We start from the raw sequence: 14,977 nt of genomic DNA on the forward strand, positions 1-14,977 counted from the left end.
CGTAATACATCAATTGTCGCCAAGACAGGGTGAAGCATTCGGATATATCAATTGTCGATTTTTATCAAAAATAGTCGCCCGAATGCTTCACCCCTACAAACTCGGAAATATTCCTTTTAAATATTGAGCCGATCGCATTTATGCCTTACAATAGGCTATATAGATTGGAACAAATAATGGCAGATATTTTAATTGAAGTTCAGGGACAAGATGCGATCGCAGCTACCGAAGAATTGCTCTCCATCTCTGGAATATCCGGCAGTTACGAGGTGGACAGCGAAGTAGAACGGGAAGGAACCTTAGCCACCATAGCCACTATTATAGGGATTGTCGGAGGTGCGATCGCGATCGCCGAACAGATTCGCAAATGGTATCAAGAATACAAACAAGGAAAATCCGGGAAAACGATCGAGAAAGTGCTAATTGTCGGAAAAAATGGCCAGCGGCTACTTTTGCAGAACGCCACATTAGACGAAATTCAGAAAATTTTAGAAAGTTGAGGGCCAATGTTGTTGGCGAATTAATTACTGTAGGGGCGAAGCATTTGGGCGACAATTTATGAAACCCACTAAAGATACTTGTACCCAAATGCTTCGCCCTCCCCCACAGACAACCTGTATATCAATTTTGCGCCGAGACAGGGCGAAGCATTCGGATTGTTAGATCTTGGTTGAGTTTTATAAATTGTCGCCCGAATGCTTCGCCCCTACAAAGTCTCTATCCTGTAGACGATCGCACTCCAAAATGCCAAAATAAAAAAAATTATACATCTATATATAATGCAAATCCTGCACCTAGACCTAAAACAAGTAGCAGGCGAATATGTAGAACTGCGTTATTTTCTCGATAACCCAAACCAATATCAAAGACGACAACTTCCCCTCACAGAAATCGCTGACTTACTGAACTTAGCCGAACAGGATTATTATGTTCGCCTAGCGGAGGACTACGCCAAAACCGGACAAAAGCTGTATAACTGGTTAGATGGGAGCGATCGCTTTTTCCAAAGACTCCTCAACCAACATCAGCGAGACGGCATAGTTTTAGCCATTGCGACAGCCGAAAACCTCGCCCATTTGCCTTGGGAAGTGCTGCACGATGGAAACAGTTTTTTAGTGCAGAAAATACCCGGAGTTGTTCCGGTACGCTGGTTATCATCCGATGCAGTCAAGAAATTAACCATCGAAGCGACACCGGAAAATCGGGCGTTGAACCTGTTATTTATGGCAACATCGCCATTAAAAGTAGAACCGATACTCGACTTTGAGGCGGAAGAAGGTCGAATTTTGGAGGCGACGGCGCAAGCTAGACAACACTTAAATTTAATAGTAGAAGAAAGCGGTTGTTTGTCCGAGTTGGGTTATTTAATCGATAATTACGGCAAAGGATATTTTGACGTATTCCACCTCACAGGTCATGCTAACCTAACCGATGCCGGGGCGCGTTTTGTTACGGAAACCGAAATTGGCGAAGCTTACTATGCGACGGCGGAAGATATCGCCAAAGAGTTACAATTCCAAATGCCTAAACTAATTTTCCTCTCAGGTTGTCGCACTGGACAAGCGGGGAAAGTTGGCGCAGTACCTTCGATGGCGGAAGAATTGCTGAATTTGGGTGGGAAAGCGGTTTTAGGTTGGGGACAAAAAGTTTTAGATTCAGAAGCGAAGGAAGCAGCAGCAACTTTATATCAAGAGTTAGCGGCGGGAAAGCAAGTTACGGAAGCTGTTGCTTGTACTTACCAAACTTTAATTAAAATCAAAGCGCGAGATTGGCATTTGTTGCGGTTGTATGCAGCAGAGAGTTTACCGGGAAACTTAGTCACGTCTTTGAGAACGAGGGGAAGAAAACTTGCGCCTCCCGCTTCCGTTGCTACGGAGTTTTTAGACACGACGGGAAAGGTAAAAGTCCCGAAACGTGAGAGTTTTGTCGGTCGTCGCCGTCAGTTACAATCTTGTTTGCGGGCGCTAACTCAATCACCCGAAGAAGTGGGAGTATTGATTCATGGGATGGGTGGTTTGGGTAAGAGTAGTTTAGCAGCTAGGTTATCTGACAGATTACCCGATTTTGAGCGAATTGTTTGGGTAGGGCGCATCGATGAACCCAGTTTAGTGAATCGTTTGGCGGAAAAGTTGGTGGAATTTGAAGAATTGCAGAAAGTAGTACAAAAAGAAGATCAGGAATTGCGATTTCGCTTAACGCGGGTGTTTGGGAAATTGGAAGAAAAAGGGGAAAAGCCGTTTTTGCTGGTGTTGGATGATTTTGAGGATAAAAATTTAGAACCGCGTGATCGTGGGTATGTGCTGAAAACGGAAGCGGCGAGAGTTTTAGAAGCGTTAGTTTGGGCGATTCGGGAAACTAACTCGCGTCACCGTTTAATTATTACCAGTCGTTACGATTTTGAATCTACCCAGTTGCGGTATTTTTATAAGCAACCTTTGGATGCACTACAGGGGGCAGATTTAAGAAAAAAGTGCAGTCGCCTCGCTGCTTTTAGTGGGGAAGTTAAGGTAGATGAGGCGTTGCAGTCGCAAGGGAAAAGATTGGCAGATGGAAATCCTCGGTTGTTGGAATGGTTGGATAAGGTACTGGGGAATTCTGGTAAAAGTGGGATGAGTGGCGCTGGTTTAGAACTTCTTTCCATTGAAAATGTATCGGAAATTCTCACCAAAATGGAAGGCAAGCGGATTGACTTGCGGGAACAGGTTTTAGCTAAAGCTTTGCTGGAACTGATGGATGAACCGATGCAGGAAATGTTATCACGGGGACTGGTGTTTGAGTTACCTGTACCAAAAGCGGCGCTAACGGCTGTTTGCGATTCTATCCCGAATTTGTCAGGGCAGATAAATCGGGCTGTTGCTTTGGGATTATTGGAAGTTAGTCCTGATGCGTCGCTACGAGTTCCGCGCATTTTGCCTTTAAAGTTACCGGAAAATGGGGAAAGTTTGAATCGGCTTGCTGCTGAGGTGTTGTATCGTCTTTGGTGGGAGGAGTCGGAAACTTCTACTGAGGAACAACGGCTAGAAATTCATCGGTTGGCGTTGCGAGGAAATGTAGAAAATATTGCTGTTGAAATGGCAGCTACTCTAGCAAGATATTGGAAGAATAGAAGCAGATTTCGAGAAGCTGTACAGTTATGTAAATCAACTTTAGAAATAGCTGAAAACTATCGAATTTTGCATGAGTTAGCTAGATCTCAGCAAGAATTAGGCGAGGTTATTCAAGCAAAAATCTATTATCAGCAAGCCTTAGATAATTGTCTAGCAGAAGACGAAACAGAGAAAGCAGCAATTATTCACAACCTGGGGTATCTCAAAGCCAACACCGGAGACATTGCTGGTGCGATCGCACTTTACGAACAATCTTTAACTATTACTGAAGGTATCGGCGACATCCAAACTAAAGCGGCGACTTTGCACGAACTGGGAAGACTCAAAGCCAACACCGGAGACATTGCTGGTGCGATCGCACTTTACGAACAATCTTTAACTATTACTGAAAGTATCGGCGACATCCAAACTAAAGCGATGACATTACAATGGTTAGGATGGTTAGCTGCTACCGAACAAGGAGACTTTGAAACAGGATTAAATTACTTACAGCAATCTCTAGAAATATTGCAGCATATCCAATCTCCCGGATCTGAAACAGTGAGGGAAATCATTGCCAGAGTTCAACAGTTAGCAGACAGTAAATGATACTAAATCCCTCTTTATCCTCTTCGTTTTCTTCTTCGCGTCCTTCACGTCTTCGTGGTTCAATTAAAGTTATTTTTAACCACAGATGAACACAGATGAACACAGATGGGGTTTTTGGTTGGTATCAGACATTTGGCTTTTTTCAACGCAGATGAAAGCAGATAAACGCGGATGAACGCAGATGGGGTTTTTGGTTGGTATCATCAGTCAAATTATGGCTCCACCTCTCCACACAATCTTAGAATATCATTAATAATCTTGTCATTTAACCACATTCCTTGACTTTGAAGCATCGCAATAATCGGTGCAACAGAATCCAGATAACCTCTTTGTTTTGCTTTGACTAAAATGCCAAGTGTGCCAGTATATTTCAACTTATATAAATCGGCGATTCGACGAGCTAATTTATCATCAAAAATCAATAAAGGATCGGAAATTTCCAACCCAAGCGCCAATACTTCTGCTTCACCTTGTCCTAAATCAATTACAGCAGGTATAAGAGCAATTGACGCAACTGGGCGAACCTCAATCCATTCGAAAGAATTGATTTCAGGAACATTTACTCCTAACAACTTTCCAGCTTCTAACTCTTGCGGTACAGCAGTAGGAACTGTAACTTTACCGTACAATTGTTGAAGTAATTGTAATTGTCCTACTTGATGAAGATACAACAATGGCGATGTGTTAACAATGACTGTAGTTTCAGGCATTTTGCACATCTCGCTCTAATTCTTCCGTTGTTAAAGAAAACGGCGATACCTGATATTTTCCTAGTAAAAGCAGAAATTGTACTCGCGGCATTCCTGCTAACTGTGCAGCACGTCCCGATGATAATTTACCCAATTCAAATAGTTTAACAGCCGCTAATATTTGCATTTCTCTAGCAATCGTTGCGGGTGTTTCTTTCAGGCTAATTAATACTTCTTCGGGAATTTCGAGTTGAACTGTACTCATAGTTAATTCTAGAGTTGTATATATTAACATTGTAGCTTAAAAAAGTATTCGTATTATATAGTAAGGGCGGGTTTTGTTAAGAGATTGTTTATTTGACACAAGGTTTATCTGCTAAACCCGCCCCTACAATCAGATCGCTTTTTCATTTTCTGCATCTTCAAAGACTACATCTTCATACAAAAGTTCGATTCCACACCGAAAATCCACGCTACTTAAATAAATTTCCTCTCCTTCTGCATAAGTAGAAAGTTCCCAACTTCCTTTTTCATTCAGTCGAAAACATTCTACCATCATTTCTTCCGCACTTATTAAAACGTATTCTCTCAGAGTGGAAATACGACGATATTGTTGGAATTTTTTACCGCGATCGAAACTTTCCGTACTTGGCGAAAGTACCTCCACAATTAAACAAGGATAATAAATTGCTTTAATAGCTCGTTTATCCCTTTCATCGCAAGTTACCACTACATCATGATAGTGAAAAGAACCATTTTCAGATACACCCAATTTAGCACCTATCATAAATACTCTACACCCTTTACCTCTGGTATGCGAGTTGAGGGCTGAAGCTAAATTAATGATAATCGAATTATGCCCAAGCGCCTCCTTACTCCTCGCAAAAACTTCGCCGTTAATATATTCGTATTTAATTGGTTGTTGTTCTTCCCAGTCGAGATATTCCTGGGGAGTCATAAATTTGCGATCGGGATTGACTACCATAGTAAAACTCCTGCTTTAGTTGGGTAAATTTTAAATGCGATCGGCTATTTATATCAATTAAACAATGTTCTAAAGTTTTGATGTTTTATTATAGCAAATTGCCGATATTTTGGCTATGATTAGAAGCAGTAATTAATAGTGCGATCGACTTAATTAGAGGTTGAGAATGATTCAGGAATATATTCAGAAAGCGATGGAAACGGCACACTACGAAATGCTTGAAGAAGGTGAAGGCTTTTATGGCGAAATTCCTGGTGCAACTGGTGTATGGGCAACAGGTAGTACGTTGGAAAGCTGTCGCAAGGAACTATTAGAAGTGCTGGAGGAATGGATACTGATTGGGATTGCTATGGGTCATCAATTGCCGGAATTCGACGGCATAACCTTAAAAGTCGAATCTGTTGCCTAATGCCCAAATTTTTCCGTTTATTTTTTGGTAATTGTATAAGGTTACGCTAATTTGAGGGTATTAAATAATGCCACCTTTTGGCCCGATCTCCCGCCGCGACTTGATTGCAGCTTTGCGTGCTGCTGGCTTTGAAGGCCCATTTTCAGGGAAAAAACACCAATTTATGCTCAGGGATGGTCTCCGAGTTCGTATTCCCAACCCACATCAAGGAGATATTAGAGAGAGTTTGCTAGGAAGAATTTTGAAACAAGCAGGAATTTCACAAGATGAATGGCAAAATTTATAGAGGAATAAAGCTAAAGATAATTACCAACTAAATATGGACTGCACTACCCCATTAAGAGGGTAACAAGGTGACTTTATCGAAAAGCTTAAATTTCCGCATTTGTTGGGTTGTGAAAAGGAAGGTGAAGGTATGTAGTTGCGCTTTAGCGCTAAAGCGCAACTACGTACCTAATAATTAACTATTCCACCGTTACCGACTTCGCCAAATTGCGAGGTTGATCCACATCTAAACCGCGACGTGCTGCAATATGATAAGCCAATAATTGCAGAGGAATTACCGTCACAATTGGAGAGAGAATTTCATCTACCATCGCTACCGGTAAAAGGCGATCGAATATTTCTGCTGCTTCTCCCTCATCCTTCGGCGTTACCCCAATTAACTGGGAATCGCGGGCTTTGGCTTCCTGGGCGTTGGAGAGAACTTTCTCGTAATTAACGCCACCGGGCATAGCAATAGCCACCACAGGTACTTTAGCATCTAATAATGCGATCGGCCCGTGTTTCATTTCCCCAGCCGGATAACCTTCCGCATGAATATAACTGATTTCCTTCAGTTTCAGCGCCCCCTCCAAAGCAATTGGGTAATTAATTCCCCGACCGATAAAGATAAAATCTTGAGTATCCACAAAACCGTGGGCTAACTCTTCGATATACCTCTCCTGAACCTCTAAAATCATTTCAATTTCCGCAGGAAGCAAGCGCAAACCCTCCAGAATTTTCTCTAGAGAATCAGCAGACAAAGTTTGGCGGCGATAAGCCAAATCTATTGCCAAACAGTAAAACGCCACTAACTGTGCAATAAATGTTTTAGTTGCCGCCACGCCAATCTCAATCCCCGCGTGAGTATCGATGAGGTGAGATACTAACAAACCGAGAGAACTTTCAGGGCGGTTAGTAATCCCCAACAGTCGCGGTTTAAATTGCGGCGGCTGATTCATGCGACGCTCTTTTTCCATTGCCAAAGCAGCTAGAGTATCTGCTGTTTCCCCTGATTGGGTAACCCCAATCGTCAGGGTATTTGGCATTAGCGGTGGCGGTGCGTAGCGAAACTCAGAAGCGTACTGTACTGTGGTGGGAATTCCCGCTAGTTGTTCCAGCAAATATTTACCAACTAAACTAGCGTGCCAACTTGTTCCGCAAGCCACAATTTGAATTTGCTCTAAGTCTGTATAAAGTTCCGCAGGCAGAGACAAGTTAACTGGCGGCTTACCATTAGAAGAATGCCAATCGCTGTTTAAATATGCTTCCAAACAAGTCCGCACTACTCCCGGCTGTTCGTAGATTTCTTTGAGCATGAAGTGACGGAAACCCTGTTTTTCGACTAGGATGGGGTTCCAGTTGAGCGTGCGGGGAGTTTTTCTGAGCCTGTCCCCTGCAAAATTGTAAACCTCAACTCCCAGGGGCGTCAGGCGAGCGAGTTCGCCATTTTCCAGTGTCAGCACCGTGCGAGTATAGGGTACGATCGCCGGTGTATCCGAAGCGCAGAAAAACTCTCCCGATCCGAAACCGATCGCCAAAGGAGCCTGCTGTCGGGCTACGATCAACTCATCGGGATAATCTGCACCGATAACTGCGATCGCAAAAGCCCCCTCCAGTTTATTCACAGCTTGTCGCACCGCCTCCACTAACCGAGACGGAGAGTGGGCGGGAGTGGCAGTCGCAGATTGGGCTAAAAATTCCGCAATTAAGTGGGGAATTACCTCTGTATCCGTATCCGAACGGAATTTGTGTCCTCTGCTTTTGAGTTCTTCGCGCAACTCCCGATAATTTTCAATAATGCCATTTTGCACCACCGCCACTCGCATGGCAGTATCCATATGAGGATGTGCATTATACTCTTCTGGCTTGCCGTGGGTAGCCCAGCGTGTGTGTCCGATGCCAATTTGGGCTGGGTTTTCATTACCTGCTAGTTTTTCCCGCAAGTTCTGAAGCTTCCCCTTCGCCCGCACGCAATGAACATCACCCTCCCAAACTGTGGCAATGCCAGCAGAATCATACCCCCGGTATTCCAGTTTTTCTAATCCTGCCAATAAAATTTCGCTAGCTGCTTGGGTACCTATATAGCCAACGATTCCGCACATTTAGCCGCAACTCCTATACTTCGATCGCGATCGTCTCATAAGACGTACTTGCTCAAAGCTACTGAGCTATCCGGATAACGTCAAGCCTGAATGAGGGACGAGCGGGGGAGTGGGAGCGTAGGGGAGCAGGGGAGCGGGGGAGCCACAGAAAATGTACATAATGGTTCCGCCTTTCCCCCTTTTCGCCACACCCTCACTCCTCCGGATATCCTAGCCCCTATCGGCTGCATAAGGGGCAAATTAGCCAAACACCTAGTCAAGAGCGAAAACAGGCCATAAAAATCGCACAATCTCCACTCAACACTAGGCATTTAGCAGTCAGTACCAAAGAAGTTGTCTAGTATGCTAAGCCCATACTGCGAGTCGTTTCAGCCCCCAGGTAAACCCGAATGCTGAGAAAGTCAGTAGGACAAGCAGTTTCGCACCGCTTGCAGCCTACGCAGTCTTCTGTACGGGGAGATGAGGCAATCTGGGCGGCTTTGCAGCCATCCCAGGGAACCATCTCCAGTACGTCAGTTGGGCAAGCCCGGACGCATTGAGTGCAGCCAATGCAGGTATCGTAGATTTTTACGGAATGAGACATGGAATAAAGACTCCAAATGAAGGCTCAACAACTGCAAGTATCTGCTTTGGGCAGATTTGAACGATAAGCTTCTCAGGATCGAGACTTAGTTTACCGCAGGGCTTTCAGCCACTTGTGCAAAAGTCAGCAAAACTTTAAAGAACGTAATACACGCTCATGACCCAGCGGGGGAGCGGGGGAGCTAAAAGTCAAAAGAAAGGGGTTAGGGGTTAGGGGCTAGGGATTAGGGAGACGGAAGAGGGAGAGGGAGACGGAAGAGGGAGAGAGAAGAGAGAAGAGGAGGAATTTTTGAATGATTGACTTTCCCTAACCCCTAATGCCTAGCCCCTAATGCCTAGCCCCTAACCCCTAACCCCTCTCCCTCTGCTTGCCTGAGATTTTTACGAAAACTTAAAAATTACTTGCTGTTGCGATCGCTTACTCTTAATCATTTTGAGGTTATGCTGCATCCAGCCAGAACTATACGCCGAAATTGAAAATAGTAAGTTTGGCTGGACATAAAATCCTCATACTTTTGGTATCTATCTTAGGGTAGATATAATCGATAATCGTGTTAATCTATACTAGCTTTCTTGTGAAAATTACTGGCACAAATATACCGCTAGAAATGGCTGGTATACTTCCCATTTTCATCTAAAAAACGATCGCAAAGTCAAAAAAAATAATTTTTTGGAAGTGGGAACCCAGTCTTTTAAAACACCGTCAATTCGGGGTAACGTATCTACCCTTCTGTACTCAACAGAAGCACAGAAGATAAAACGTTGTCAAAATTTATTTGCGGGAGAGAGATTGTATGTCGTTAAGTGTGAAAGACGTTTTTGACGAAGGTTACTACAGCAAAAAGTATAAGAAGGAGATCGACAAGGCCAAGAAAGAAGGGAAAGTCAAGGATGCCAAAGAACACTACGAGAAAATTGGCAAGAAGGAGGACTTTAACCCCTGCGAAGCGATTGATGTTGTCAAATACCGGGAACAGAATAAAGATGTTGACGATGCGATTAAAGCAGGTGAATTTGGCGAAGCCACAGCGATCGATCACATTCTGAAGATCGGCGACAAAGAGGGGCGCGGGCTCGGTACCGATTACTTCAATGTCAAAGGATATGCGGAAGCTAATCCGGATGTAAAGGATGCCGCCTCTAAAGGTGAAGTCGGTTACTTGGAACACGCCATTAAATATGGAGAAAAAGACGGTCGCAGTGTCGGCGCTGGATTTGACGCCAAGTTTTATGGTAAGAAAGACGATGTTAAGAAAGCGATCGAGAAAGGAGACGTCTCCAGCTCCTTCCAGTACTACATTACAAAAGGTGCGTCCGCAGGCGAAATCCCCAACGCCTACTTCGATCGAGAAGAGTACCTAAAGCAGAATAAAGATGTCGCCGACGAAGTTACAAAAGGGACTATTACAAATGTGTTCCAGCATTGGAATGCCTATGGAACCAAAGAGAATCGTGCCTTTAACCCCCTGATCGATGTCAATCTGTACCTACAAGAAAATAAAGATGTCGGTGACGCTGTTAAGAGTGGCGAATTCACCGTCTACCAACACTTAGTTACCTTTGGGTTAAAAGAAGAGCGTACTATCAGTAAGAAGTTCGACTTCAAACTTTACAAGGAACTGAATGAAGGCGTACAAGATTCCCTCGACAAGGGTAAATATACTAACGCCTTCGAGGAATACCTTTTGGAAGGTAAAGATAAAGGTTACATCGCATCTCCTGACTTTGATGGTGCTACCGACAAAGAAGGTTTGCTCAAAATTGCCTTGGAAGGAAGCGGTACAGGTAGTGGCAACAAGCAAATCATCATCGCTACCGATGACGAAGATGTTTTGCTCGAAGTTGAGGAAGGCAAAGGTGCCGGCGTCCTCATCGGTGGCAAGGGCGACAACCTGATGATTGGTGGAAAAGAAGATGACGTACTCATCGCAGGTGAAGGGAGCGCTTACCTAATTGGTGAGGCAGGTAACGATGTTCTCTACGGTGGCTCTGCCGATGCTTATCTCTTCGGTGGCGATGGCAATGACGTATTGATCGGCGGTAGCAAGAGTACTGTCCTTTATGCCGGTACTGGTAAAGATACCCTCGTGGGCGGCACTGGCAAAGACACTTTTGCGATCACTAACAGCCCGAAAGATACCAAGAGCAGCAGCGACACCATGTCCGGTGGTAACGGCACCGATACTATGTCCGGTGGTAACGGCACCGATACTATGTCCGGTGGTAACGGCACCGATACTATGTCCGGTGGTAACGGCACCGATACCATGTCCGGTGGTGGCAGCACCGATACCTTAACTGGTGGTAACTACACCATCTACAACTTCGATGCAGAAAAAGACAAGTTATGTGTAGCTGACTTTGGCTATGGGGATGCAGAAGAGGTGTTGGACGACATCCTCAAGAGCGGTCAATCCAGCAGCGGTACTTACTTCACCGTCTTTGAGTTCAGCAAGGAATACAAAATCACCCTGTTCAGTAATGGCGAGCTGACTGCGGACAACATCACAGTCGGTACGAACGGGCTACCTTCTACTAAGCTCAGTTCTAAGATCGAAACTGGGGACTATGAAGCGATCGCTAAGATTAAGGGTCTGCCTCCCGGACTCGCTATGCAGATCGATAAGGGAATGAAGTCTCTCGATGAGCTTCCTCCTCCTTTTAGCGGCAGTGGAAGTGATGTCGTCGGTGGCGGCGGCACCAATCCGATGATGGGTGGTGGAATGATGGCTGCAATGATGTAAGACTTGCTCAAAGTCTTCAGGGTTATCCCCTGATGCCAAGAATCAGGGGATTTCTACAAGCAGGATCGGAAAATTTAGGCGATAGGTCATTCATCCCTCTTTTGCGATCGCACTTTTACCGAAAATTGGTGCGATCGCTTTTTGTTTTCGAGGTTAATATTTGTAAACAGCTTCGCTTGTTAAACCCAACAGTTCATGCTTACCCGAATCAAAAACATCGCCACCAAACTAGCACCGCGTCTGATTGAAATTCGCCGCCATATCCACTCTCACCCAGAATTAAGCGGTCAAGAGTACCAAACAGCTGCTTATGTGGCGGGAGTTTTGTCTTCCTGCGGTCTCCACGTTAAAGAAGCAGTTGGCAAAACCGGAGTCATCGGCGAACTTGAGGGTAAAAAGGAGGATGCTGGACTGCTGGCAATTCGGACGGATATGGACGCCCTACCCATTCAGGAACGCACTACCCTCGATTACGCCTCTCGCGAAGCGGGAGTTATGCACGCCTGCGGTCACGATGTTCACACTACAGTCGGTTTGGGAACGGCAATGGTTCTCGCGGAACTGGGAGAAGAGTTTGCGGGTAATGTTCGCTTCCTGTTTCAACCGGCAGAAGAAATTGCCCAAGGTGCTAACTGGATGGTGCAAGATGGGGTGATGGATAAGGTACGCGGCATTTTTGGCGTTCACGTTTTCCCGACGATTCCGGGGGGGTCGGTAGGCATCCGGTACGGTGCTTTAACAGCAGCGGCAGACGATCTGGAAATTATTATTATTGGTGAATCGGGTCACGGCGCTAGACCTCACGAAGCGATCGATGCTATTTGGATCGCTGCACAAGTAATTACTACTCTCCAACAAGCGATTAGCCGCACGCAAAATCCCTTGCGCCCGGTAGTGCTAACTATTGGTAAAATTTCTGGCGGACGTGCGCCGAATGTGATTGCCGATCGAGTGAAGTTGCTGGGAACTGTGCGATCGCTGCACCCAGAAACCCGTCAAGCCTTACCTGGCTGGATCGAACAAATTGTCGCCAATGTCTGTCAGGCTTACGGTGCTAGCTATGAATTAAACTACAGGCAGGGCGTGCCGGGTGTGCAAAACGATCCTCTCCTGAATCAGATGTTGGAAACGGCGGCAAGGGAAGCTTGGGGAAGCGATCGCGTCATTATTTTACCCGAACCTTCATTAGGCGCGGAAGACTTTTCTCGTTATCTCGAATACGTTCCCGGTGCGATGTTTCGTCTCGGTGTCGGCTTGAAAGACAAACAAAATTACCCCCTACACCATCCTCAGTTTGAGGTGGATGAATCTGCGATCGTTACCGGTGTTGTCACTCTCGCCTATGCTGCCTGCAAATACTGGCAGGATAATTAATTACTCCCTGACCGCGCAAAGAATATGTATGCTTTGGGGGGAGTGGGGGAGCGGGAGAGTGGGGGAGAAAAGAACAACAGGTAACTTGCGATCGATCGTCTTACGGCGGTCAGGGAGTAAAAATTAAAAATGAACGCCCAATTATGTTTAATTTTTAATTAAACTTTTTCAATAGTGATATTACCAGGGTTAAATTTATATTGGTTTTTTGGATTTACCTCTCTGAAGATATACCCAACGAGAAGGAATCAAGCCAAATTGCTCTAATTCCTCAGAGGGATGCAGCGCATCCTTGCTTTTATTTAAGGTACTGGTAATGCAAAAATGGAGAAATATTCGATCGTATGGCATCACCTACACCACTTCTCGGTACGGATTTGATCGACTGTGCTAAAGCCAATGCAAAGCAGGGAATTGAAACCGCTACTCATCTGTGTGGCTATGGAAAAGATGTGAATACTTTTCAGAAAAAACTACAGCAAGCTTGTGAGGATATAGGGGTAGAAATTCACGAATTGAGTGATTTGATTACAGATCGACAAACAGTAAAAGAAAAAGGGGGAATTGAAATCGCACCTGAAACGCCAACAGAGCTTTAATAGGAAATTCCCTTCATCCATATGCCCGTTATGCTAAGGCCAGAATGGGCAGCGAGAACAACCTTGTATTTTCTGGATTGGTGTAATTATTCACCGTAGGGCAGTCAGCCGTCAGCTAATGCGACCGAGAGCGCCTAAGTTTCCGTAGCCTTTGTTAAACTGCTTCGAGTCAATTCCTCCCAAAGCTCTGGGCTGATACCTGACAGCTGAATGCTTACGGATTGGTTGAGCTTTTGCGGAAATTAAGCTAGGTTAAAGTAATCCCTGTCTCGATATGGCTCTGAAAACCCCAACAAGCAAATGGAAACTACTGATTGGCAGAATATAATAGCGGTCACTCTGGCGATCGTCATTGTCCTGGGCGCATTTTTGATGATGTTCACAAACGTTTGGACTCCCAAAAAAAAGAAATAAAGTCTACCTCGATCTCTCGTGTCCTATCCAATTTATTTATATGATTGATTTGAATACCTTATCTGAGTTTTCACGCGCCCACTGCGTTGCTATTTGTGCGTTTTTGGTTCCTGCAAACTTGGTTTTGACTTTGCAGACACTGATTCTGGCAGTACTCGATCGCCCGCAAGTGCAGATAGCTGGAGCTGCTGTAATTGCCTGGATTCCTGCTTTATTGATGATACTGCACGTATTTACCTGGTGGGCGATCGGGGTGGTCATGGCCCCTACCTACATCCTGCTGTGTCTGGGAAGTATTTGTCTGGTCATCAATATCTGGACGATCGCCCGTCCCAAAAGCATCAGTCGATGGTTCGGTATAATGCGATCGAAAGCTGCGATCGGCTTTGGATTCGAGAAATAAGATGAGCAAGGGGACGCCCCCCTGTTCTCGCAATAACCGCGCTATGTGCTGAAAATGACCCATCTGCACCAAATTTACTTTCAGTAAATCTTTTACTTGTGATCTGAATCACTTATATTTGTTAGATCCAGTCACGTTATCCACAGTAAATACATCACTAAATTTTTATATTATTATCACATTTACATTAACTCATTTATCACTGAGAGCCCCCAATCAATACCGGATATTATATAGTGTTCAGTTCAGGCGAATGCTATGGGTTCTCTACTTAAAATTATAGGCGTATTTAGTTTAATTGTGGGAGTTCAATTTGTATATGTCGAATCCAGCTTAGCAACGATAAGCTCCGGCAAAGCGATGCAGCTAGAGAATTACGAGCCTCCCAATCAAGGTAGCCCCGACTCCAGCCAAGGTGCGGGAACGCGCTAAAGAGTAATTATAAATCAATAATTATTATTTGTTCCCGTTCGTTTATGATTAGCTACTGGTATATTATCCTCGTCTCAAATATTTAAATAAATCGCTACAGCATCGCCAATTTATAAATTGATATTCAACTGATTTCGCAGCGTTGACAGGGGCGTTTCCCATAAAGTATTCCACTGAATGCCAAATAAAGGTTGCGCTTGTTGTCCTAGCAACCAACCCTTGACCGAAAAGCGAGACGCAAGCCCCTGGCTTTAGACATGGGGATAAGTCGATAAGCGACTTTAG

15 protein-coding genes are annotated in these 14,977 nt (G+C 44.7%); 9 read left to right on the forward strand and 6 right to left on the reverse strand.

From position 1 onward, the window contains the following. Positions 1-140: 140 nt before the first annotated feature. On the forward strand, positions 141-500 hold the full coding sequence (locus tag H6S82_RS03780) for a hypothetical protein (protein ID WP_242056810.1): 360 nt from the start codon (positions 141-143) through the stop codon (positions 498-500). Positions 501-779: 279 nt separating this feature from the next. Next, positions 780-3,695 (forward strand): CHAT domain-containing protein, encoded by a 2,916-nt coding sequence (locus tag H6S82_RS03785; protein ID WP_191056026.1) that lies wholly within the window; start codon positions 780-782, stop codon positions 3,693-3,695. A gap of 212 nt (positions 3,696-3,907) precedes the next feature. Here the strand turns inward: H6S82_RS03785 and H6S82_RS03790 are convergent, their stop codons facing one another. From H6S82_RS03790 to H6S82_RS03800, 3 genes are all read right to left on the reverse strand, one after another. Continuing rightward, positions 3,908-4,405, reverse strand: a complete 498-nt coding sequence (locus H6S82_RS03790) for a DUF3368 domain-containing protein (protein ID WP_190467555.1) — start codon at positions 4,403-4,405, stop codon at positions 3,908-3,910. Then, the gene (locus tag H6S82_RS03795) at positions 4,398-4,649 is read right to left on the reverse strand and encodes a UPF0175 family protein (RefSeq protein ID WP_190467558.1); all 252 of its coding nucleotides are present in this window, start codon (positions 4,647-4,649) and stop codon (positions 4,398-4,400) included. The genes H6S82_RS03790 and H6S82_RS03795 overlap by 8 nt, the downstream gene beginning before the upstream one ends. Positions 4,650-4,778: 129 nt before the next feature. Beyond that, a complete protein-coding gene (locus H6S82_RS03800) occupies positions 4,779-5,369 on the reverse strand; it encodes a Uma2 family endonuclease (protein ID WP_190467561.1) in 591 nt (196 codons plus the stop codon). Between the two features lie 166 nt (positions 5,370-5,535). Between H6S82_RS03800 and H6S82_RS03805 the strand changes: the two genes are divergently transcribed. Together H6S82_RS03805 and H6S82_RS03810 are read left to right on the forward strand one after the other, a co-directional pair. Further along, a complete protein-coding gene (locus tag H6S82_RS03805; protein ID WP_190467564.1) occupies positions 5,536-5,778 on the forward strand; it encodes a type II toxin-antitoxin system HicB family antitoxin in 243 nt (80 codons plus the stop codon). A gap of 67 nt (positions 5,779-5,845) precedes the next feature. Next, positions 5,846-6,064 carry a type II toxin-antitoxin system HicA family toxin gene (locus H6S82_RS03810; protein ID WP_190467568.1) on the forward strand — a complete coding sequence of 73 codons (219 nt, stop codon included), beginning with the start codon at positions 5,846-5,848 and terminating at the stop codon, positions 6,062-6,064. A gap of 178 nt (positions 6,065-6,242) precedes the next feature. Here the strand turns inward: H6S82_RS03810 and glmS are convergent, their stop codons facing one another. From glmS to H6S82_RS03825, 3 genes are all read right to left on the reverse strand, one after another. Continuing rightward, positions 6,243-8,144 carry a glutamine--fructose-6-phosphate transaminase (isomerizing) gene (gene glmS, locus H6S82_RS03815; RefSeq protein WP_190467571.1) on the reverse strand — a complete coding sequence of 634 codons (1,902 nt, stop codon included), beginning with the start codon at positions 8,142-8,144 and terminating at the stop codon, positions 6,243-6,245. A gap of 337 nt (positions 8,145-8,481) precedes the next feature. Continuing rightward, positions 8,482-8,727 carry a photosystem I iron-sulfur center protein PsaC gene (psaC, locus tag H6S82_RS03820; RefSeq protein ID WP_015175986.1) on the reverse strand — a complete coding sequence of 82 codons (246 nt, stop codon included), beginning with the start codon at positions 8,725-8,727 and terminating at the stop codon, positions 8,482-8,484. A gap of 799 nt (positions 8,728-9,526) precedes the next feature. Next, positions 9,527-9,895: a hypothetical protein gene (locus H6S82_RS03825; RefSeq protein WP_190467574.1), complete on the reverse strand. Its 369-nt coding sequence runs from the start codon at positions 9,893-9,895 to the stop codon at positions 9,527-9,529. Between H6S82_RS03825 and H6S82_RS03830 the strand changes: the two genes are divergently transcribed. The 5 genes from H6S82_RS03830 (at position 9,887) to H6S82_RS03850 (ending at position 14,692) form a co-directional block, all read left to right on the forward strand. Further along, positions 9,887-11,470 (forward strand): calcium-binding protein, encoded by a 1,584-nt coding sequence (locus H6S82_RS03830; RefSeq protein WP_190467576.1) that lies wholly within the window; start codon positions 9,887-9,889, stop codon positions 11,468-11,470. The two genes, H6S82_RS03825 and H6S82_RS03830, sit on opposite strands and share 9 nt — an antisense overlap. A gap of 195 nt (positions 11,471-11,665) precedes the next feature. Beyond that, positions 11,666-12,844: a M20 family metallopeptidase gene (locus tag H6S82_RS03835; protein WP_190467578.1), complete on the forward strand. Its 1,179-nt coding sequence runs from the start codon at positions 11,666-11,668 to the stop codon at positions 12,842-12,844. Positions 12,845-13,188: 344 nt separating this feature from the next. Further along, a complete protein-coding gene (locus H6S82_RS03840; RefSeq protein WP_190467583.1) occupies positions 13,189-13,443 on the forward strand; it encodes a hypothetical protein in 255 nt (84 codons plus the stop codon). Positions 13,444-13,897: 454 nt separating this feature from the next. Beyond that, on the forward strand, positions 13,898-14,260 hold the full coding sequence (locus H6S82_RS03845) for a hypothetical protein (RefSeq protein WP_190467586.1): 363 nt from the start codon (positions 13,898-13,900) through the stop codon (positions 14,258-14,260). A 258-nt stretch (positions 14,261-14,518) separates the two neighbouring features. After that, the gene (locus H6S82_RS03850) at positions 14,519-14,692 is read left to right on the forward strand and encodes a hypothetical protein (protein WP_190467589.1); all 174 of its coding nucleotides are present in this window, start codon (positions 14,519-14,521) and stop codon (positions 14,690-14,692) included. Positions 14,693-14,977: the final 285 nt, after the last annotated feature.

Source organism: Planktothrix sp. FACHB-1355, assembly GCF_014748295.1.
Classification (GTDB): Bacteria; Cyanobacteriota; Cyanobacteriia; order Cyanobacteriales; family Aerosakkonemataceae; genus Aerosakkonema; species Aerosakkonema funiforme_A.